General features: G+C 65.3%; 22 protein-coding genes. 7 read left to right on the forward strand and 15 right to left on the reverse strand.

Annotation, left to right across the window (positions count from 1 at the left end):
* Positions 1-909 precede the first annotated feature (909 nt).
* The 3 genes from ATI53_RS09975 to purF all read right to left on the reverse strand — a co-directional run bounded on the left by ATI53_RS09975 (position 910) and on the right by purF (position 3,484).
* The gene (locus ATI53_RS09975) at positions 910-1,557 is read right to left on the reverse strand and encodes an SDR family oxidoreductase (RefSeq protein ID WP_111550325.1); all 648 of its coding nucleotides are present in this window, start codon (positions 1,555-1,557) and stop codon (positions 910-912) included.
* 45 nt (positions 1,558-1,602) lie between these two features.
* Complete coding sequence (locus tag ATI53_RS09980; protein WP_009504692.1) at positions 1,603-1,866, reverse strand: hypothetical protein; 264 nt, start codon at positions 1,864-1,866, stop codon at positions 1,603-1,605.
* Between the two features lie 151 nt (positions 1,867-2,017).
* Entirely contained in the window at positions 2,018-3,484 is a 1,467-nt protein-coding gene (purF, locus tag ATI53_RS09985) for an amidophosphoribosyltransferase (protein WP_034452528.1), read from the reverse strand.
* A 238-nt stretch (positions 3,485-3,722) separates the two neighbouring features.
* On the opposite strand from purF, the gene ATI53_RS09990 reads away from it, so the two are divergent.
* From ATI53_RS09990 to ATI53_RS10000, 3 genes are read left to right on the forward strand one after another with little or no spacing between them, the layout of a single operon-like run.
* The gene (locus tag ATI53_RS09990; RefSeq protein ID WP_009504690.1) at positions 3,723-5,153 is read left to right on the forward strand and encodes a cytochrome ubiquinol oxidase subunit I; all 1,431 of its coding nucleotides are present in this window, start codon (positions 3,723-3,725) and stop codon (positions 5,151-5,153) included.
* Positions 5,154-5,163: 10 nt separating this feature from the next.
* The gene (gene cydB, locus ATI53_RS09995) at positions 5,164-6,177 is read left to right on the forward strand and encodes a cytochrome d ubiquinol oxidase subunit II (RefSeq protein ID WP_009504689.1); all 1,014 of its coding nucleotides are present in this window, start codon (positions 5,164-5,166) and stop codon (positions 6,175-6,177) included.
* Positions 6,177-6,272 carry a DUF2474 family protein gene (locus ATI53_RS10000; RefSeq protein WP_009504688.1) on the forward strand — a complete coding sequence of 32 codons (96 nt, stop codon included), beginning with the start codon at positions 6,177-6,179 and terminating at the stop codon, positions 6,270-6,272. The genes cydB and ATI53_RS10000 overlap by 1 nt, the downstream gene beginning before the upstream one ends.
* 58 nt (positions 6,273-6,330) lie before the next feature.
* Here the strand turns inward: ATI53_RS10000 and ATI53_RS10005 are convergent, their stop codons facing one another.
* The 9 genes from ATI53_RS10005 to lepA all read right to left on the reverse strand — a co-directional run bounded on the left by ATI53_RS10005 (position 6,331) and on the right by lepA (position 14,839).
* Positions 6,331-6,903 carry a CvpA family protein gene (locus ATI53_RS10005; RefSeq protein ID WP_009504687.1) on the reverse strand — a complete coding sequence of 191 codons (573 nt, stop codon included), beginning with the start codon at positions 6,901-6,903 and terminating at the stop codon, positions 6,331-6,333.
* 36 nt (positions 6,904-6,939) lie between these two features.
* The gene (radA, locus tag ATI53_RS10010) at positions 6,940-8,304 is read right to left on the reverse strand and encodes a DNA repair protein RadA (protein ID WP_009504686.1); all 1,365 of its coding nucleotides are present in this window, start codon (positions 8,302-8,304) and stop codon (positions 6,940-6,942) included.
* 109 nt (positions 8,305-8,413) lie between these two features.
* Positions 8,414-9,250, reverse strand: coding sequence for a DNA repair protein (locus tag ATI53_RS10015; protein ID WP_111550326.1), 837 nt, complete (start codon positions 9,248-9,250; stop codon positions 8,414-8,416).
* Between the two features lie 155 nt (positions 9,251-9,405).
* Positions 9,406-9,834, reverse strand: a complete 429-nt coding sequence (locus tag ATI53_RS10020) for a paraquat-inducible protein A (protein ID WP_009504684.1) — start codon at positions 9,832-9,834, stop codon at positions 9,406-9,408.
* A 3-nt stretch (positions 9,835-9,837) separates the two neighbouring features.
* Entirely contained in the window at positions 9,838-10,221 is a 384-nt protein-coding gene (locus ATI53_RS10025; protein WP_009504683.1) for a hypothetical protein, read from the reverse strand.
* Positions 10,222-10,225: 4 nt separating this feature from the next.
* Positions 10,226-10,972: an ABC transporter ATP-binding protein gene (locus ATI53_RS10030; protein ID WP_009504682.1), complete on the reverse strand. Its 747-nt coding sequence runs from the start codon at positions 10,970-10,972 to the stop codon at positions 10,226-10,228.
* A 39-nt stretch (positions 10,973-11,011) separates the two neighbouring features.
* Positions 11,012-11,794, reverse strand: coding sequence for an MlaE family ABC transporter permease (locus ATI53_RS10035; protein WP_009504681.1), 783 nt, complete (start codon positions 11,792-11,794; stop codon positions 11,012-11,014).
* A 7-nt stretch (positions 11,795-11,801) separates the two neighbouring features.
* Complete coding sequence (alr, locus tag ATI53_RS10040; protein ID WP_034452535.1) at positions 11,802-12,839, reverse strand: alanine racemase; 1,038 nt, start codon at positions 12,837-12,839, stop codon at positions 11,802-11,804.
* Between the two features lie 200 nt (positions 12,840-13,039).
* The gene (gene lepA / locus ATI53_RS10045) at positions 13,040-14,839 is read right to left on the reverse strand and encodes a translation elongation factor 4 (RefSeq protein WP_009504679.1); all 1,800 of its coding nucleotides are present in this window, start codon (positions 14,837-14,839) and stop codon (positions 13,040-13,042) included.
* An 859-nt stretch (positions 14,840-15,698) separates the two neighbouring features.
* On the opposite strand from lepA, the gene ATI53_RS10050 reads away from it, so the two are divergent.
* Both ATI53_RS10050 and ATI53_RS10055 read left to right on the forward strand, forming a co-directional pair.
* A complete protein-coding gene (locus tag ATI53_RS10050) occupies positions 15,699-16,034 on the forward strand; it encodes a hypothetical protein (protein WP_009504678.1) in 336 nt (111 codons plus the stop codon).
* 219 nt (positions 16,035-16,253) lie between these two features.
* Positions 16,254-17,222: a LysR family transcriptional regulator gene (locus ATI53_RS10055; RefSeq protein ID WP_009504677.1), complete on the forward strand. Its 969-nt coding sequence runs from the start codon at positions 16,254-16,256 to the stop codon at positions 17,220-17,222.
* Between the two features lie 111 nt (positions 17,223-17,333).
* Here ATI53_RS10055 and ATI53_RS10060 read toward each other — a convergent pair whose 3' ends face one another.
* Positions 17,334-18,101: an alpha/beta fold hydrolase gene (locus ATI53_RS10060; protein ID WP_111550327.1), complete on the reverse strand. Its 768-nt coding sequence runs from the start codon at positions 18,099-18,101 to the stop codon at positions 17,334-17,336.
* A 129-nt stretch (positions 18,102-18,230) separates the two neighbouring features.
* Between ATI53_RS10060 and ATI53_RS10065 the strand changes: the two genes are divergently transcribed.
* Positions 18,231-18,602 carry a hypothetical protein gene (locus ATI53_RS10065; protein WP_170134551.1) on the forward strand — a complete coding sequence of 124 codons (372 nt, stop codon included), beginning with the start codon at positions 18,231-18,233 and terminating at the stop codon, positions 18,600-18,602.
* Between the two features lie 4 nt (positions 18,603-18,606).
* On the opposite strand, the gene ATI53_RS10070 is transcribed toward ATI53_RS10065, so the two are convergent.
* Both ATI53_RS10070 and ATI53_RS10075 read right to left on the reverse strand, forming a co-directional pair.
* Positions 18,607-19,299 carry an NUDIX hydrolase gene (locus ATI53_RS10070; RefSeq protein ID WP_009504673.1) on the reverse strand — a complete coding sequence of 231 codons (693 nt, stop codon included), beginning with the start codon at positions 19,297-19,299 and terminating at the stop codon, positions 18,607-18,609.
* 69 nt (positions 19,300-19,368) lie between these two features.
* Positions 19,369-19,824, reverse strand: a complete 456-nt coding sequence (locus ATI53_RS10075; protein ID WP_009504672.1) for a DUF983 domain-containing protein — start codon at positions 19,822-19,824, stop codon at positions 19,369-19,371.
* Between the two features lie 273 nt (positions 19,825-20,097).
* On the opposite strand from ATI53_RS10075, the gene ATI53_RS10080 reads away from it, so the two are divergent.
* Positions 20,098-20,835 (forward strand): EF-hand domain-containing protein, encoded by a 738-nt coding sequence (locus tag ATI53_RS10080; protein WP_009504671.1) that lies wholly within the window; start codon positions 20,098-20,100, stop codon positions 20,833-20,835.
* Positions 20,836-20,849: the final 14 nt, after the last annotated feature.

The following is a 20,849-nucleotide window of genomic DNA, read 5'->3' on the forward strand; positions in this document are numbered from 1 at the left end:
CGCGGCTCCGACGTCCATATGATCCTTGGGGACGCCGCCGCCGGCCAGGCGCCTGCGGCACATCGCCTGCTAGAGCGTTATCGCTGCGGATGTTGCGGGAACAACAGGCTGGGAGCATCGAAGCGCTGTCATTCGCCTGGCGCCCGGAAGGGTCGGGATCAAGGCTTGGATCGCCGGCCTTGCGCCGCGCCGGTGAAAATCGCGGATCCTGAGGCGACCGGAACGCGTTTCGGCAGGGCGGCGTTCTGCTCCCCGCCAGTGTCGAGTCCGTGACATGCCCTTCAGCGGCCAGCGCGGGGTCGCCGTTTAACCAAATGTAGCTGCGGTTATCCTCGGGTGGGAGTCACGTCGCCGCCTCCTAGCGTTAGCCAAGGCGCGGGCCGCGACCGTCTCCGCTCGTTCAATTGAATGCGTGGCCGCGGCAGGGGGGCTCTTTCGATCCCGTTTGATCCGTGGCCTGCTTGGAAATCCGAAAAGCCCAACCATCCCGAGCCGCTTTCTGATGATGCCACGCACACGGCCCGCCAATGTCCCGAAGGCGGCGCCGCCCAAACAGAGTCACGCGCCGAGCATCTGGTGAAGAGGGCGTGGCTGTGCCGGATTTCTCGACGCTGCGCCGGCGTCAGGAAAGGCTTGCCCGTCAGATCCCATTTCGCCGGTCCGACGACCCGTTGAGGCATTACAGCGACCAGGTTTCGCGGCGGCGCGGCGTGGCAGGTTCGCGCGCGCTTTGTCGGGTTCACGGCAATCGCGCAGGACGCATATCGCGATGAGGGCAGGGGTTCAAACATTCGCGCGGTGAAGGGCGCGCCCGGCGGTCGGCGCTGCATTCGCCTTGAGCATCGCCAACCGCTGCCGGGCGGATCGGCGAAATCCATAGTCACGCCGCGATCAGGCCGTGTCTCCAGGTCAGAGCACGCCCGCTTCGGCCAGCAGGCGGGTCGCTTCGGCATAGGGAGACGCAAGTTGCGACTTGTCCTCGCCCGGAAAAAACCGCTGCCGGGTGGCCGTGTGCATCGGGCGCGGCGCAAGCACATCGACCCTCGGTCCGGTCTTGACGGATTCCCCCGCCCAGGAGCGGGCAAGCGCGATCTGCGCCGATTTGGTCGTGCCGTAATGGGCGTAGAATTTCTCGCCCGCGTGATTGTCTTCGAAAAACAACGCGCGCCCCTGCGTGCCCAGCAACGGGGCCATATATGGGATAAGATGGCCCATGGCCCCAAGATTGGTGTCGACCGAGCGGTTCCAATCCTTGATGTCGATGTGGCTGGCGGGCGCCAGCGGGGCCGCATGGATCGCCGTGTGCAGCCATAGCGCGGCGCCGCCCCAGCGGTCGTACACCGACCGGCACAGCTGTGCCATCGCATCGGCGTTGGTGATGTCCATCGGCGCAAGCGTGGCGTTTCCGCCGCGCGCCTTGATGCGGTCGTCCAGGTCTTCGAGGCCGCCCACGGTGCGGGCGACGGCAACGATGTGATAGGCGGGACTGAGGGCCTCGGCCAGAGCAAAGCCCAGGCCGCGCGACGCTCCGGTGACAATGGCGATGGTTTCGGTCATGGCGTGCGTGTGCCGCGCGGCGCCGGGTTTGTCAATCTGCGCCGGTTAATCCGGGCCCGGCACCGACACCCATGTTCCGCGTCCGTTCGCGGCCAGTGCGATGCGGGTAGCGTCTATGGCCACCACCTGGCGCGTTCCGATGCGGCTGCCGACCTGTACGGTCGCGGTCTGCCCGTCCGGCAGCCTCAGCAGCGCCCTGGGCGCGGTTTCGCTGCCGAATGTTCCAAGCAGAACGACCCCGTGGGACGGGATCTTTGCGGTGACCGTGGCGGTCTGCGCCACGGATCGGGATGTCTGGGGGTTGGTCATTCAGGTCCTCTTTGCACAGTCAGCCGCGCAGCTAACGCCCGCGCGGGGGATGTGAAAGAGGGTGCACCGGTCACTGCCGCGTGAAGCGCAAGCGACCGGCAAAAAGACGCAGCATCCATGGCGGAAACACGCCTGATCCGCGCGCGCGGGGTTATTCCGCCGCCTTGAGCTTGAACCCCTTTTCGATCATGTCGGCCGGTTCCACCGGGTATTCGCCCGAAAAGCAGGCGTCGCAATATTGCGGACAGGCGTTGTTGCGCCCTTCGGCCTCGCCCGCGGCACGGTACAGTCCGTCCAGCGAGATAAACTTCAGCGAATCCACGCCCAGATGTTCGCGCATCTCGTCTTCGGACATGGTGGCCGCCAGCAGCTTTTCGCGTCGCGGCGTGTCGACGCCGTAAAAACACGGCCAGGCGGTGGGCGGCGAAGCGATGCGGAAATGCACCTCGGCCGCGCCCGCATCAAGAATCATTTCCTTGATCTTGCGCGACGTGGTGCCGCGCACCACAGAGTCATCCACCAGGATCACGCGTTTTCCGCGAATAAGCGCGCGGTTCACGTTGAGCTTGAGCCGCACGCCCATGTTGCGAATTTGCTCGGTGGGTTCGATGAAGGTCCGGCCCATGTACTGGTTGCGGATGATCCCCATGCCGTAGGGGATACCGGATTCATGCGCAAAACCGATGGCCGCGGGTGTGCCGCTGTCGGGCACCGGGCAGACGAGATCGGCATCGACCGCCGCCTCGCGTGCCAGTTCCACCCCGATCTGACGGCGGGTTTCATAAACCGACCGCCCGCCGATGATCGAATCGGGACGCGAGAAATAGACATGTTCGAAGATGCAGAAACGCGAGCTTTTGGCGCGGAAGGGGCGCGTGCTTTCGACGCCCTGTTCGGTGATGACCACCATCTCGCCCGGCTCGATCTCGCGCACATATTCGGCGCCGATGATGTCGAGCGCGCAGGTTTCCGAGCTGAGACACCAGCCGTCGCCCACCTTGCCCAGCACCAGCGGACGCACGCCAAGCGCGTCGCGCACGCCGATCAGCTTGGTGCGGGTCATGGCGACGACGCTGAACGCGCCTTCGACGCGACGCAGCGCGTCTTCCATCCGCGAGGGGATGTCGCGTTGCAGCGAGCGTGCCATCAGGTGAATGATGCATTCGCTGTCGGACGAGCTTTGAAAGATCGACCCGCGCTCGATCAGTTCGCGGCGCAGGGCGTCGGCATTGGTGATGTTGCCGTTATGCGCGATCGCCGCGCCGCCCATAGAAAATTCTCCGAAGAACGGCTGCACGTCGCGGATGGCGGCACCCTTGGATCCGGCCGTGGAATAGCGCACATGCCCAATGGCCAGTTGGCCGGGCAGGGTTTCCATCAGCGAATGCTTGGTGAAATTGTCGCGCACATAGCCGAAACGGCGGGCCGAGTTGAAACCGTGCTCTGGCGCGTAGGACACGATGCCCCCGGCTTCCTGACCACGGTGTTGCAGCGCGTGAAGTCCCAGAGCCACGAAATTCGCGGCGTCCACGACGCCGATCATTCCAAAGACTCCGCATTCCTCATGCAGCTTGTCCCCGTCGATCGCATCGAAATCGAAAGGGTTGGCGGGGGGCATCTGTCGCTCGGACAAGGGCAGCTCCGAATCCGGTAATGGGGAGTGATGGCCCCCACATACTGGCACGAGACGGCAGTGTCACGGAAGGATCGCGCACAGCCGATACATCTTTGTTACAGATGTCACCGGATCACCGGCGCGTGATGTTACGATTTCGCGCGACGCTCTGTCGCAGCCAGGCACTGGATCGTGCCGGATGCAGGGCTACCTAGCCTTTCAGGCAGACGGGAGACCTGACATGGACACGTTCCTTGGACTGGACGCCACGCTTCTGGCCCGCATTCAATTCGGGTTCACGGTGTCGTTCCATTTCATCTTTCCTTCGATCAGCATCGGGCTGGCGAGCTACCTTGCGGTTCTGAACGGGCTGTACCTGTGGCGCGGCGACGAGGTGTATCTGAGACTGTTCAACTACTGGCTAAAGATATTCGCAATCGCGTTCGGCATGGGCGTCGTGTCGGGCATCGTGATGTCCTATCAGTTCGGCACCAACTGGTCGGGGTTCTCCGATCTTGCCGGGCCGGTGGTCGGCCCGTTGATGGCCTATGAAGTGCTGACCGCGTTCTTTCTTGAGGCGGGGTTCCTGGGGATCATGCTGTTCGGGCGCCGGCGGGTCGGGCCGGGGCTGCATTTCTTCGCCACGCTGATGGTGGCGGTGGGCACGGCGATTTCCGCCACCTGGATCCTGTCGGTGAACAGCTGGATGCAGACGCCGCAGGGCTTTGCGATGAACGCAGACGGGCAGTTCGTGCCGGAAGACTGGTGGCAGATCGTGTTCACCCCGTCCTTTCCGTACCGGCTGGCCCATACGTTGACGGCATCCTACCTTGCCACCGCGTTCATCGTGGGCGGTGTCGCCGCGTGGCACCTGCTGCGGGGCGAGGCGCATAACGCCGTCGTGCGCAAGATGGCGTCCATGGCGTTGTGGATGATCGTCATCACCGCGCCGCTTCAGGTCGTGCTTGGGCACGAGCACGGGCTGAACACCTACGAACATCAACCGGTCAAGATTTCCGCCATGGAAGGGCATTTCGAAAGCCATGAAGATGGCGCGCCCCTGATCCTGTTCGGCATTCCCGATCAGGAGGCGGGCGAGATGCGCTATGACATCTCGGTCCCGCATCTTAGCTCGGTGATCTTCGGGCTGGGCTGGAATGGCGCGATGGATGGGCTGGACGTGGTGCCCGACACCGAAGAACCCCCCGTGGCGGTGGTGTTCTGGTCGTTCCGCGTGATGGTCGGCATCGGCTTTTTGATGGTCGGGATCGGGCTATGGGGGCTGTGGGCACGGTTTCGCGGTAATGTTTACGCGTCCCCGATGCTGTGGCGGGCGATGATCGCGATGGGCCCGTCCGGGTTGGTCGCTGTCATCGCGGGCTGGATCACCACCGAGGTCGGCCGCCAGCCCTATGTGGTTTACGGCCAGCTGCGCACTGCCGATGCCGTATCCCCGCTGGGGGCAAGCGCTGTGGGCTGGTCGCTGATCGCGTTCATCGTGATCTATTTCGCGGTGTTCGGGGCGGGGGTCGCCTATATCCTGCGCCTCATGCACCGCGCGCCGTCGCCTGTGGAACGTGGTCCGCGCAGCAGCTCGGGGCCGACGCGCAGCGCCGGTGTCACCCCGCAGGCGCAGATCGACGCCAAGGGCCATCCCGGCCCGGCAGAATAAGGAGAGCGACATGGCATTCGATCTTACAACCGCCTGGGCGCTGCTGCTTGCGCTGTCGGTGTTTATCTATGTGGTGCTAGACGGCTTCGATCTGGGCCTTGGCATCCTGTATCCGTTGTTTCCGCACAAGAGCGACCGCGACCTGATGATGAATTCGGTCGCCCCGGTCTGGGACGGCAACGAAACGTGGCTGGTGCTGGGGGGCGGCGGGCTGTTCGCCGCCTTCCCGCTGGCCTATGCCATCATTCTGCCCGCGACCTATCCGCTTGTCATCGCGATGCTTCTGGGGCTGGTGTTTCGTGGCGTCGCGTTCGAATTTCGCTGGAAATCCACCAGCCGATTCACCCGGCGTGCCTGGGACTGGGCCTTCATCGGAGGCTCGACCGTCGCTGCGCTGTGTCAGGGCATGATCCTTGGCACGCTGTTGCAGGGCATAACGGTAGAGGGCCGGGCCTATGCGGGCGGCTGGTGGGATTGGCTGACGCCATTCACGTTGCTGTGCGGGGTGTCGGTGGTGCTGGGCTATGCGCTGCTGGGGTCGTGCTGGCTGATCCTGAAATCCGAAGGCGCGATCCATGACCGGGCCCGCGCGCTGGCGCGCGTCCTGGGGCTGCTGACGGTGGCGGGCATCGTCGGCGTCAGCGCCGCGACACCGTTTCTTGAAACCGCCTATTTTGACCGCTGGCTGACCTGGCCCGGCGTGCTGGAGGTCGCCATCGTGCCGGTTCTGGTGGCGGTGCTGGCGGCATGGCTGGCACGCACGCTGGTCGGCGGCGGGGCTGACTGGTTGCCCTTCGTGTTGACGCTGGGGCTGTTCGCGCTGTGCTTTGCCGGGCTTGGCGTGTCGATGTGGCCCTGGGTCGTTCCGCCGACGGTGACGTTGCAGCAGGCGGCCGCGCCACACAGTTCGCAGATGTTCATGTTCGTCGGGGCGGTGGTGTTGATCCCGATCATCCTGGCCTACACCGCGTATTCCTACTGGGTGTTCCGGGGTAAGATGGATCCGGACGAGGGTTATCACTGATGCTGCGCAAGCTGGGCTGGTTCGTGCTGCTTTACGCGGGCAGCGTCGCGGCGTTGGGGGCGGTGGCCTTTGCGATACGGGCGATGATCCTGTGAAACGGAAAACGCCCCCGAAACGGGGGCGTTTTCAGGTCGGTGCGTCGCGTTGCGCCAATCAGATGCTGCCGGTGGCCGGGGCCTGGCAGACCGCGACAAGCTGCTCATACTGCTGGGTCACCCAGCCAAGTGCCGCTTCGGGGTTTTGCGCCTCGATCTTGTCGGTGAACCGGGCGAACACCATGGCGGACCGGGAATTGTCGATCATCGGAATGTCCTGCGCGGTGATGACTGTCTGATAGACGAAAAACGCCACCGCAACCAGCAGCACGCCCCGCGCCACCCCGAACAGGAACCCAAGCCCCTGATCCAGCCCCCCAAGCGCCGAGCGTTGCACGACGCTGGAGAACACCGGTGTGAACAGCGACACCACCACCAGAGACAGCGCAAGCACGGCGGCAAAGGCCGCGATCAGCGACAATTCGCAGCTGTCGGTCAGGAATTCCCCTATGACCGGCGCCTCCTGCACCAGCGGTTGCACCTGCGGCGCGAACATATAGGCGAGGATCGCCGCCACGATCCAGCCGGCGATGGCGAGGCTTTCGCGAACGATCCCCCGCGAATACGCCAGCAATGCCGACAGCACGATGACGATTGCGACGACACCGTCGACTGCTGTGAAACCTTCCATCCGAATCCGGTCCTGTCTTATTTGATTTCGTGACACCTAGCCGGCGCCGAACACCTCTCCCACGACGGTGGCCAGATCGGGCATTTCAGTCAGGCTCATGCCCGCGCCCTTGGCCGTTCCGCCGCGGGGCAGAATGGCCGTGGTGAAACCAAGTTTCTGCGCCTCTTTCAACCTGTTTTCGGTCTGGCCCACCGGGCGAAGCGCCCCGGATAGGGAAATTTCGCCGAAAACCACGGTTTCGGGCGGCAGCGCCACGTCTTCGCGGGCCGAAAGAAGTGCGGCGGCGACCGCAAGATCGGCCGCCGGTTCGCTGACCTTCATGCCGCCCGCGACGTTGAGATAGACATCCAGCCCGGCAAAGGGAATGCCGCAGCGGGCCTCAAGCACGGCCAGGATCATCGCAAGGCGCCCGCCATCCCAGCCCACCACGGTGCGGCGCGGCTGCGCCTGCGGGGTGGGGGCAACCAGCGCCTGAAATTCAACCAGCACCGGGCGTGTGCCTTCGATGCCGGAAAACACCACCGAACCGGGGGCCGGGGCGCCGCGTTCGGACAGGAACAGCGCCGACGGGTTGGTAACCTCATGCAGGCCGGCGCCTGTCATTTCGAACACGCCGATTTCGTCGGCGGGGCCGAAGCGGTTCTTGACGCTGCGCAGGATGCGGAACTGGTGGCCGCGCTCGCCCTCGAAATACAGCACCGTGTCGACCATGTGTTCGACCACGCGCGGCCCGGCCAGCTGGCCGTCCTTGGTGACATGGCCGACCATTATGACGCTGCACCCACGCGCCTTGGCAAAGGTGGTCAACTCATGTGCGGCGGCGCGCACCTGCCCCACCGATCCCGGCGCGCTGCTGACGTTGTCCGCCCACATGGTCTGAATCGAATCGATGATGGTCAGGGCGGGACGTTCTTCTTCCAGCGTGGCAAGGATGTCGCGCAGGTTGGTTTCATTGGCCAGCTTGACGGGCGCCTGTTGCAGCCCCAGTCGCTGGGCGCGCATCCGCACCTGGGCGCTGGCCTCTTCGCCGCTGGCATAGATCACCTTCAGCCCCGCATCCGCAAAGGCCGCCGCCGCCTGGAGCAGCAGCGTCGATTTGCCGATCCCCGGATCGCCGCCGACAAGGATCGCCGAGCCGGGCACCAGCCCGCCGCCCAGCACCCGGTCCAACTCATCCATCCCGCACGAGGTGCGCGGCGGCGGGGCTTCGGGGTGGGACAGGTCGGTCAGCTTTGCGCTGCGACCGCGCCCGCCCCCCAGCGTCTTGCCCGCAGGGCCCGCCGACACCGGCGCCTCTTCGACGATGGAGTTCCATTCTCCGCATACCTCGCAGCGCCCCGACCATTTCGAGGTGACGTTGCCGCAGGTCTGACAGACAAAATTGGGAGAGTTGCGCGCCATGGCGCCTAGATAGGCCGCGACGGGCGGCGGGCGCAAGCCACCTTGGCGCGCTCGGGATCGGAGCGCTTGAAGCGGTGCAGGATCAGCGCCCCGGATCAGGAACGGGATGTCATTCCGCCGCCTGCCGCGGACCCATTGCGACGACCCGGTCGTCACGCGGGGCGGCGGTCCAGACCGGTTGCTCCGGCGTATCCGGATCGGGGGACCGCGGCGCGGGGGCCTGGGGTTCCTGCGCGGGCTCGCCCATGATTTCCGGCAAGATCCGTGCCAGTTCGTCACACAGCCGGGCAAGCTGCGCCTCTGCCACGTCTTCTTCCAGTTCGACCTGCATGTGCCACTGGCGGATTTCGGTTGCGACAGCCTTGGCCTCGATCAGCCGGGTGTTGAAATCGGCGATCTCCTGCTGGCGGGCGGTCAGGAAATCCCGCGCGCGCTGCACGTTGCTGTCCGAATAGGTCTGCCCCAGCTCGCGCGAGACGTGGCTCATCTGGGCCGCGACCTCCAGGACCGAGGGTTCCAGATCCCCGAGGTCGGGGTGGTCGCGCAGGAACGCCATGCGTTCGCGCACCGAATCAAATTCCGATGACAGGGTGAACACGCCCTCACGATCGGCGCGATGGGCGGCTGAATACGCCTTGGCCACATCGCGCATGCCCATGTGAAACGATCGGTGCGATGTCTCCAGCGCCATAATGCGCGCATTGCCCGGCAGAAAGAACATCAATGAGAACGCCAGCGTCGCAAGGCCGACCTGAATCCAGATGCCCGCATTCACAAAGGTCACGTCACCGAAAGCCAGCGGCAGGATCAGCCAGGGCACCAGCCCCAGCGCGGCCGCCAGGCTGTAGGCAACAAGCCCGATGCCCAGACAGCCGATCAATATAAAGGCAAGGCGTTGCATGATATACTGGGTCACCAGCGCCGCGTCGCGAAAATGTGAGGTCATCGTTGTCCGCCCCCGAAGATAAAAACGATTTCGTGATAAGTTAACGGCGAAAGCATGCCGATGGTTGCATATCTCTCTGGACTTTTTCGAATCCGCTGGCGCAGAACCTCGTATAGCCGAAACAATTTCGTGGAAATACCCCGATTGTTTCGGATCTAGCGGCGACACCCTTCCGCCCAGGACAGCGCCAGCGACGCCAGAACGCAGCAGGTGAACAGGTAAAGCCCCCAGGCCGTTTCGATCCGGCCCACGCCCAGCCCCTTGGCCAGAGTGATGTAGATCGCCACAAGAAACACATCCGCCATCGCCAGCTTGTTGAGCACGCCCAGCCAGGGCAGCAGCGCGCGCGGCAATCTGGCGAACTGTACCAGGGTCAGCGCCAGGGTCTTGACCCACGGCAGCACCAGCGCCAGCAACGCGACAAGAACCGCCAGCACGGAGTCGCTTTGCCAAAGCGCGGCGACACCGCTCAGCAGGCTGATTTCATGCAGTCCGAACAGCGGCAGAAGTCCCGCCCGCATCAGCGGTGCCGCCCAGGCGACCGGGTACAGCAGCAAAAGCGCCAGGTTGGCCGCCTTCAGCATGGATCACACGACCTTGCTGGCGATCCACAGGCCTACGAGCACCCAAAGCAGCGCGATATGCGCGATGTCGATGCCGCGCAGATCGCGACCCGGCAGATAGGCACTGATCGCCAGAAACACCGACGGCACGAATAGCGGCAGCATCCCGCCCCCAAGCGCCATGAGGCGCGCGGCGGCGCCGTACAGCGCCCCCTGCGGCGGCCCCGCGACCGGGGCCAGAAGAACGATGCACCCCAGCACCGCCAGCACCAGCGCGGCGGCGGCCGTCCACCGCGACGGCCCGCCCGCCCGCAACACCCGTACCAGCGCCAGTGCGCCGACAAGTTCCAGAAAGATGAACCGCTTGAACAGCAGGAACGCGAGCAGGAGGGGCGTGGGTTCGAACATCGGGTTACCTCAGTGCGGCGATCGGGCCGCTGGCACGGCCATGGATGAATTGCTGAAGACAGGGGTCGGGGGCGGCATCCATCCGGTCTATGGGGCCGGTCCATTTGATCGTGCCCTCGTGCAGCATGGCGACGCTGTCGGCGATGGCCCGGACCGAGGTCATGTCATGGGTGATGGTGATCGCGGTTGCGCCCATCTCGGTCACGATTTCGCGGATCAGGTCGTTGATGACACCCGCCATGATCGGGTCAAGCCCGGTGGTCGGTTCGTCGAAAAAGATGATTGCGGGGTCGGCGGCGATAGCACGCGCAAGGCCGACGCGCTTTTGCATGCCGCCCGAAAGCTCGGCGGGGAATGCATCGGCGACATCCGCGCTCAGCCCGACGCGGCGCAGCTTGTCGATGGCGATCGCGCGTGCGTCCGCCTTGGGGCGCTTCAGGCGGCCGCGCAGCAGGCGAAAGGCGACATTCTGCCAGACCGGCAGCGAATCGAACAGCGCGGCGCCCTGAAAGAGCATTCCGAACCGCGCCAGAAAGGCATCGTGGTCGCCGTCATGCACATCGCGCCCATCGACGGTGATACGGCCCGCGTCGGGTTCCACCAGCCCCAGAATGCACTTGAGCAGCACGGATTTCCCGGTGCCCGACCCGCCGATGATGACCATCGAGCTCCCCTGCGCCACATCAAGATCGACCCCGCGCAGCACCTGCCTGGCGGCGAACGACTTGTGCACGCCGTCAAGCCGGATCATGGCACGCTCCGTGACGGTGAAATTGGACAATGGCTTGCGTCATAGCGAAAAGAACACCCCCGTCAGCACGAAATTGGCCGCCAGGATCAGCACGGCGGCGGCTTCGACCGACGCCTTGGTGGCGCGGCCTACCCCTTGCGCGCCGCGCCCTGAATGCATGCCGAAATAGCACCCCATCAGCGCCGCGATGCCGCCAAACGCGGCCCCCTTGACCAGCGACGAGACGATGTCGAGCGGTTCCAGGAAATCCAGCGTGTTCACGAGATAGGCCGCGGCGTTGAACCCCAGCGATTTCGTCGCCACGAGGTACCCGCCAAGGATGCCTATGACATCGCCGCAGGCCACCAGCAGCGGCACGGTCAGCAGGCCCGCCAGCACGCGGGGCGCCACAAGGTAGCTCATGGGGCGGGTGGACAGGGTGACCAAGGCGTCGATCTGTTCGGTTACCTTCATCGTGGCGATCTCGGCGGCGATGCTGGATGTGACGCGCGCTGCGATCATCAGCCCCACCAGCACCGGGCCCAGTTCGCGCACCATGCCGATGGCGACGATCTGGGGCACCACCGCTTCGGCGCTGAAGCGCGCGCCGCCCGAATAGATCTGCAACGCCAGCGCCGCGCCGGTGAAGATCGCGGTCAGCCCGACGACCGGCAGCGACAGCCAGCCGATGTTCAGCAGGGCGATGGCAAATTCGCGCGGATAAAGCGGCGGGCGCAGGATATGGGCCAGCGCGCTGCCGGCAAAGATTGCCACGCGCCCGGCCGATCCAAGGCCGCGCAGCACGGCCCGGCCGATCAGCGCAAGAGGCAGAGCCGCGCGCATCGGCCGATCACCCGCCGCTGTAGACGCGGGCGTAGCGGTTGCCCAGGCCCGTCAGCACTTCGTAGCCGATGGTGCCGATGGCGTCTGCCACGGTGTCGATGCGCTGGTTGGGGCCAAGCAGATCCAGCGTGTCGGGGATTTGCGGCAGGTGGGTCACATCGGCGGTGACAAGATCCATCGACACCCGGCCCAGGATCTTGCAGCGTGCGTTGCCCGACCACAGCCAGCCCTTGGCGGCCAGCGCACGGTGGATGCCGTCGGCGTACCCGGCCGAAACCGTCGCCACCTTTGTCGGCACGCGCGCGACCCAGCCGTTGCCATAGCCGACCGCCTCGCCCGGCGATACGTCGCGGATCTGGATCACCGGCAGCGCCAGCGTCGCCACGGGCAGCGCATCCCGGTAGGGCATGCCGCCGTACAGTCCGATACCGGGGCGGGTGACGTCGAAGTGATACTCGGGCCCCAGCAGGATGCCGCCCGTCGCCGCCAGCGAGCGCGGAGCGTCGATGCCATCGGTCATTTCGCGGAAGCTGCGCAGCTGAAAGGCGTTCATGCCGTGATCGGGATCGTCGGCGCAGGCCAGATGCGACATGACAAGGCGCGGCTTCTGCGCCAGGGCGATGTCGCGCAGGGCCGACCATTCGGACGGCTCCATTCCCAGCCGGTTCATTCCCGAATCAAGCTGGATGCCGAAGGGATGGCCAGGCAGGGCCTCGACGTGGCGCAGCATCTGGTCGATGGAATTCAGCATCGGAGTCAGGCGGGCGTCGCGGATCTGGTCCGCGTCACCGGCCATATGCCCGCCCAGGATACTGATGTCCGGGCCGGGGCCAAGGATGCGCCGCAGCGCCGTGCCTTCTTCGGCCAGGGCGACAAAGAAGCGCCTGGCGCCCTGCGCGGCGAGGGCCGGGGCGACGCGATCGACGCCAAGCCCGTAGCCGTCGGCCTTGACCACGGCCGCGGCCTCGCCGGTGCTGAGATCTGCGAGCGCGCGCCAGTTGGCGCGGATCGCGGCGAGGTCGATGGAAAGCTGTGCCTGTGCCATGGCATGCTTGGAATACGAAGCCGCTGCGGGGTCAAGAGCGAATGCGCGCGCGGCGGCCTTGCGGGGGACTGCGACACCGGGGCAGGGCGCGCAGCGGGTGCGGGCGGCGTGCATGGCGCCCTGAAAACGCGATGGGCGCGGCGCCGGTACAAAGCACCGCGCCCGGATCGTCGCGTCACGGACAACAGTCGCGCGCCCGGTCAGCTGTCCATCTTGAGCGCGGAAATGAACGCCTCTTGCGGGATGTCGACCTTGCCGAACTGGCGCATCTTCTTCTTGCCGGCCTTCTGCTTTTCCAGCAGCTTTTTCTTGCGGGTCGCGTCGCCGCCGTAACATTTCGCCGTCACGTCCTTGCGCAGCGCCGACAGGGTCTCGCGCGCGATCACCTTGCCGCCGATGGCCGCCTGAATCGGGATCTTGAACATGTGGCGCGGTATCAGGTCCTTGAGCTTTTCGCACATCGCCCGCCCGCGCATTTCGGCGCGGTCGCGGTGTACCATCATCGACAGCGCATCCACGGGTTCATCGTTCACCAGCACGGACATCTTGACCAGATTGTCCTCGCGATAGCCTTCCAGGTGGTAATCGAACGAGGCATAGCCCTTGGTCACCGATTTCAGCCGGTCGTAGAAATCGAACACCACCTCGTTGAGCGGCAGATCGTAAACCACCATCGCCCGCGGGCCCGCATAGGTCAGGTCAAGCTGGATGCCACGCCGATCCTGGCACAGCTTCAGCACATCGCCGAGGTACTCGTCGGGGACCAGAATGGTCGCCTTGATGCGCGGTTCCTGAATGTGATCGACGCTGGACATGTCGGGCATGTCGGCGGGGTTGTGAAGGTCGATCTTTTCGCCGTCCTTCATGTACAGATGGTAGACAACCGAAGGCGCGGTGGTGATCAGTTCGATGTCGTATTCGCGTTCCAGCCGGTCGCGGACCACCTCAAGGTGCAGCAGCCCGAGAAAGCCGCAGCGGAACCCGAACCCGAGCGCGGCGGATGTTTCCATCTCGAAGCTGAACGAGGCGTCGTTCAGCGCCAGCTTTTCGATGGCATCGCGCAGGTCTTCGAATTCCGCTGAATCGACCGGGAACAGACCGCAGAACACCACTGGCACCGACGGTTTGAAGCCCGGCAGCGGCGTCTCGCAGCCCTTTTTCTCATGGGTGATGGTGTCGCCGACCTTGGTGTCGCGCACCTGCTTGATCTGGGCGGTCAGAAAGCCGATCTCGCCCGGTCCCAGTTCGTCCACCGTCTGCATCGCGGGGCGAAAGACGCCGATGCGGTCCACGGGATATTTCGCCCCGGTTTGCATCATCTTGATATTGTCGCCCTTTTTCAGGACGCCATCCATGATCCGCACCAGAACGATCACGCCCAGATAGGCGTCATACCACGAATCGACCAGCATCGCCTTGAGCGGCGCGTCGCGGTCGCCCTTCGGGGCGGGCAGGCGCTTGATGATCGCCTCCAGCGTTTCGGGGATGCCGATGCCGGATTTGGCCGACACCAGCATCGCCTCCGACGCGTCGATGCCGATAACATCCTCGATCTGTTCCTTGACCCGCTCGGGTTCGGACGCGGGCAGGTCGATCTTGTTCAGGACGGGCACGATTTCGTGGTTCGCGTCAATCGCCTGATAGACGTTGGCGAGCGTCTGCGCCTCGACCCCCTGGGTGCTGTCGACCACCAGAAGCGAGCCTTCGACCGCGCGCATCGACCGGCTGACCTCATAGGCGAAGTCGACATGGCCGGGCGTGTCGATAAGGTTGAGCACATAGGTTTCGCCGTCCTGCGCGATGTATTCGATGCGCACGGTGTTGGCCTTGATGGTGATGCCGCGTTCGCGCTCGATGTCCATCGCATCGAGCATCTGCTCCTTCATCTCCCGTTCGGTGACGGTGTTGGTGGACTGGATCAGCCGGTCGGCCAGGGTGGATTTCCCGTGGTCGATATGGGCGACGATGGAGAAGTTGCGGATGTGCGCGAGGTCAGTCATGATCTGGGGGATATGCGGCGGAACGGAGCGTCGGTCAAGGTGGGTTGTGGGGGGTGTGGGCTGCATTTGGGCGGCCCCGTGTCCTCCGGGGCCGATTGACGACAGTCGCGCGTCATTCTGTCGTGCCATGGCGCGGTTTGCCCGATGTTCCCAAAAGGCAATTTCTGAGGAGCCGGGGTAGGCGCCAGGGCAAGTGAAATTCGGGTGTGAAAACTTGCGTCAATCGCATTTTCGGCTCTGCCGTTTGCGGGGGCCACCGCTGCGGATTGCGACGACCGCCCGAGCGCGCCGAGGGGCGGTCAGGACCGTGCGACAGAGCGCCCGGCGCGGCGACGGCGGTAGGCACTGGCGGCGCAACGGCATCAGCATTGGGGTTCCATAGGCTTGTCTGTGGCGCGATTTCCAGCGTGATTTCGATATCGCCGCCGCGAAGGTCGCGCACGCCGGCACGCCCGCCGAAACCGCCACTGGCACCGCCATGCGATGCGTCTTGTCCTTGCCCAAAACCATGCCCAAAGATCTTTGCCCCCCTGACGCTGCCCGATGTCGCTGCCCCCGCCTGCCGCTGCAACTGGGCCCATGCTGCGTGGTAGGTGTTCGTCTGTCGCTGCATTGCGGCAATGCTTGCCGAAACGTGAGCTGGCATCCGGTTTTCTCGCGCAAGTCTGCACGAATTCAGGACGTTGAACGCAACCAGATACCAAGGCGTGCATGGCGTTGGGCCGGAACGGCCTTTGACACGCTTTGACGCGCAGGTGAATTGAATCCCTCGGCGTTTTCGGGCATCCTGCGCCAAAAGCTCCTGCATGAGGAGGGCGCAAAGCCCCGCAGGGAGCAGGCGAGCGGAAGGAAGACACCGATGAAGGCGATGTGCTGCGTACTGGCGCTGACCGTGGTTGCAGGCTGCGCAGGAGGGGCACGCGACGTCGGCGCCGCGCGGTTCGCATCGGGTCCGATCAGCAATGCCTGCAATGGCAGCGAACGGCGGGCGAGCAATCCGGGCCTGTGCGGCTGCATTCAGGCGGCGGCGGATATCGAACTCAGCGGCCGGGACCAGCGTCGCGCGGTCCGCTTTTACAACGATCCCCACAGCGCACAGGTCGTGCGGCAGTCCGACCGGCCGTCGGACGAGGCATTCTGGAAGCGTTATTCGGCCTACGTCGATCGCTCGGAACGGCTGTGCAAGGGCCTTTAGGGATGACGCCGCGCGCGCGGCGCGACGTCGGGTAACGCAGTTCGGCCCAGGTAACGCAGTTCGGCCCAGGTAACGCAGTTCGGCCCAGGTAACGCAGTTCGGCCCTTGTAAACCGACGGGCGGTCGCGCGGCGCGGGGCGGGCGCCGCGATGCCGCTTGACCTGCCGGACGGAGTTTCCGAAAATCGGAATATCGCTCTGTGCGCTGAGGATCTGTGAAATGTTGATGAAGGGCGTGACCCTGCGCGGGCTCGAAGTGTTCGAAGCTCTTGCCGCCACCGGGTCGGTCGCGCAGGCGGCCCAGATGACGGGGCTGAGCCAGCCAGCCGTCAGCCAGCAGATGCGCAACCTGGAAACGGCGCTGGGGGCGGACCTGGTCGACCATGCCCGCAGACCGATGCAACTGACGCAGGCGGGGCGGTCCTATCTGGCGCGCACCCAAACCGTGCTGAGCCAGCTGCGCCTTGGGCAAAACGAGCTGACGGTGATGGACCTGAGCCATCTCAGCACGCTGGACCTTGGGGTGATCGACGATTTCGACAACGATCTCACGCCGCAACTGGTGACGATCCTGGCCGAAAACATGGCACGCTGCCGGTTCAGGCTGACCACCGCGCCTAGCCATGAAATCGCCGGGGCGATGCGCGACCGCCGCCTGCACGTCGCCATCGCCGCAAGTTCGGGCGCGATGGTGGACGGGGTGGTCGAATATCCGCTGGTGCGCGATCCGTTCATGCTGGTCTGCGCGCGGGGCGCCCTGGCCGAGGCGGGCGGAGCCGGGGCGCTGATGCGGGGGCTGCCGCTGCTGCGCTATGATCGTGCGCAACTGATCGGGCGCCAGATCGAGGCGCATCTGGCGGCACAGAAACTGGATTTCCCCGAACGGTTCGAAATCGGCTCGCATCTGTCGCTGATGACGCTGGTGGCGCGCGGTGTCGGCTGGGGTCTGACCACGCCGCTGGGGTTCATGCGCGCGGGTCGGATGCACGACCGGATGGAGGCTCACCCGCTGCCGTTCCCCCCGTTTTCCCGGACCATCTCGCTGTTTGCCGCATCGGACTGGTCCGACCGGGTGCCGCGCGACGTGGCGCGCATCATGCGTATGCTTGTGACCGATCTGGTGATCGACCCCGCGCTGCGTCAACTGCCCTGGCTTGAGGGCACATTGCGCGTTCTGGGTGGCGAGTGAGGCGGTGGAAAGCCGCTGCTGGAGGGCGAAAATGCATCGGGTGGCACCGCCGCGGTCCATGCTGTGCAGGGTTCCCCAGGGCGGGCCGCAGTTTCGAAAGGACAAATACCGTCAGGACGCGGTGGCCAGCCAGCCGCGCACGGCCGCCTCGAAATCGCGCGGCTTTTCAGCGTGCAGCCAATGGCCGGTCTCGGGGATCCCGGCAAAGCGTGCCTTGGGAAACAGCGCCTTGATCCGCGGGCGGTGTTCGGGCTGCACATAGTCGCTGGCGCCACCGGACAGGAACAACACCGGCCCGTCGAACGCCGCGCCGGTCAGATCGGGAAAGTCCAGGATCTTTGGCATCTCGGTGGCCAGCAGATCCAGGTTCAGCTTCCAGCGCCGCGCGCCCACATCCAGCGATTGCAGAAAGAACGCGCGCAGACCGGCATCGGGCAGGACCGCTTCAAGCTGTTCGGCCGCGTCCGAGCGGCGCTGGACGCGGGAAAGATCCACGCCGCGCATCGCGTCGATGTTGTGCATCTGCGTATGGCCGTAAGCCACCGGCGCCACATCCGCGACGATCAGCCGGTTGACCAGTTCAGGCCGGGTCAGGGCCAGCACCATCGCCGCCTTGCCACCCATCGAATGGCCCAGCACATCGGCCCGCCCGCCATGGGCCTCGATCACCTCGGCAAGATCGGCGGCCATGTCTTCGTAGCCGTGGCTGTCGGTCCAGGGCGAATCGCCGTGGTTGCGCTGGTCGACCGCGATCACCTGTCGGGTATCGCAAAGCCGCTTGGCGATCACGCCCCAGTTGCGCCCCGACCCGAACAGGCCGTGGACGATGACAAGAGGCGGTAAATCGGTCGGCGCGCCGTGAAGAAGAGTGTTCAGCATGACAGCAGCCTTAGAACAGCCGCGCGTCAAAGGGAATGCGTGGCGTCAACTATGCAGCAACTGGAAACGAATTGTTGATGCCCCTTGCATTGAGGCGAAATCCGCGCGCTTTTACAGTTCACGATGATGATGGCAGAACAAGATATTGGCGGCGTGATCGCGCGTCTTGAGCAGGTCTTTGACGACAAGCTGAAGCTGCGGCGCGGGGCGTTCGACGTGCGCGCGGCGCGGGCCCGCAAGGCGCTGCCGCGCCCGCTGCGTGCCGATCTGGAAAAGGTGATGGCCGCGCGCCGCATGGTGGGACATCCCAGGCAGGCGCGGCTGGTCGATGGCGCGGCGGTGCGGCGCTCCGCCGATCGGATCGAGACCCATCTGCGCGGGCTGGATCTGACGAACCGCCGCAAGGGCGCCGCGCTGAGCCTGCTTGCCAGTCTGATGATCGATGCGCTGGTGGTCGGCGCGGTGGTTCTGGGGCTGCTGCTCTGGCGGGGGTTTATCTGACAGCTCAGTCGGGCATCGGGCGTCCGTGCAATTGCAGGAACGTGCTTCCCTCGTCATCGTTGCGAAAGAACGGCACCGACGCCGGTGGGCTGTCGTCAGCGGCCCGCGCGGCGACCTCGGCCAGCACGACTTCGGTGATGAACGGCAGGTCGAAATGCCGGATCCGGTCCAGTTCGATCCATTGCAGGTGGCTCAGTTCGTCCGACGCGGCGCCGAAATCGTCGGGATCGGTTGCCAGCGCGTCCGCATCGACCAGAAAGAACCGCGCGTCAAAGCGACGCGGGCGGCCCGGCGGGGTGAGCGCACGAAACACGAAGCGCAGCGCCGAGGCGTCAGGAACATGTCCGCTCGCGGCAAAGCCGTGCCAGTCGGGGGGCGGCGCGGCCCAATCCGCAGGCGCCCCGAGCACCTGGCCGGTTTCCTCCCACAGTTCGCGTATGGCGGCGGCGGCAAGAGGGTACGCGATGCCGGCGCGGGCGTCGATTTCGATTCGCTCGCGGCAAAGGGCGGGAAGGGGGCGATGCAGCGGCACCGTGCTGTCGCCCGCATCCACCGCTCCGCCCGGAAAGACGAACTTGTTGGGCATGAAGGCCGCCTTTGCCCCCCTTTGCCCCATCAGCACCTTCGGGGCGCTGTCGCGATCCCGCATCACGATCACCGTGGCTGCGTCGCGAATCGCTGTCTTGTCGATTGTCATTCTGTGGTCCTGTCCTTGATGGTTCCAGCCTTGATGAGGCCAGTCTGGCCAGTTCGGGGTCTGCCGGGGTCAGGCCGTGGGCGCCTGGGCAAAACCGTGCATCCGACGTGCCCACTGGAATCCGACGACCGCGCCTTTCAGCCGCGGCAAAAGATATAGCGACATCGCGATCGCGCCGATCGACAGCACGGTCAGCAGAATCAGCGGATCCGGGCGCCACACCACGAAACCGATATGCAGTGCGGGCGCCATGACGTGACCGACCACGAGGATCGTCAGGTAGGCCGGGCCGTCATCGGCGCGGTGGTGGTGATATGGTTCGCGGCAGACCGGGCAATGGTCGCGTACCTTCAGGTAGCCGCGCAACAGCGGCCCGTTGCCGCAATTGGGGCACCGCATGCGAAAGCCCTTCCAGACGGCGGGCCATGTGTCGCGGGGCGCCTCGGGGCTGGCCGGCGGACTGGTCGGCGGGCTGGCGGGGGCGACCGGATTGCGGCGCAGGGGTGCTTCGGTGTTGTCTGTCATGTTTGTAAACGAACCTCTCGTCGTCCGACGCAGGGTGATGCAGGATGGCGCATAATGGAAGGGGCAGAGCGCATCACTGCGGCGCCGTGTCGCGAACCGGGCGCAGGCTACAGGTTATATATAGCGCCTGTGCCCGGCCTGCACGCAGTTTACGCGACGTTCTGCAAGAAAAGATCAAACCGGCGACGGAACAGCCGCGCCCCGGCGTGAAAGCTACAGATCGGCGGCCGGGAAGGGCGCCGGCCAAAAGCGAAAAAGCAGGAGATCGCAGCAATGACACGCAGAGCAAAGCTTCTTATCGGTGCCGCAATCGCCGTGATCGGAACCAGCAGTCTTGCCCAGACGGTGCCCGGCGACCAGCCGCGTGGCAATGGCCCGGGCACGGACGGCGCGCCGATGATGGCACAGATGTTCCAATCGCTCGATACCGATGGTGACGGCGCCGTGAGCCGGGAAGAACTGTCCGCCGCCGGACCCGCCGCCGCGTTTTCCGAGGCCGATACCAACGGCGACGGCGCCCTTGAAGGTGACGAACTGACCGCGTTCCACGATGCCCGAAAGGCGGCTCGCGAGGCGCGCCGTCAGCAGATGATGCTGTTGCGGCTGGATACGGACAAGGACGGCAAGCTCAGCCTCGAAGAGCTTCAGGCCAACGGTCGCGGCGGCCCGGCCCGGATCTTTGAACGCCTCGATGCCGATGACGACGGCACTGTGAGCGCCGAAGAAATGGCGGCGCTCGATCAGAGGCGTTCGCGCATGCATGACGGCGGGCGTCCGCGCCACGGCGAGGGCCGGATGGGCCGGGACGGGCATCGTGATGGCAGATCCGGACACATGGGCGCGCACAGGCTCGGCCACGGAGGCGACTGCGATGGCAACCACAGGGTTGACCGCCGCGCCGACATGTCCCGCGACCATGGCCCGCGCGACGCCGGGCGCGCGCAGACGCCCCCGGCCCAAGGGGACGCGGCGCCCATGGTCGAGCCGCTGCCCGGGCAGCCGACAGACTGAAACGTCGTGCCGGG

Source organism: Salipiger aestuarii (assembly GCF_003259905.1).
In the GTDB taxonomy this organism is placed as follows: Bacteria; Pseudomonadota; Alphaproteobacteria; order Rhodobacterales; family Rhodobacteraceae; genus Salipiger; species Salipiger aestuarii.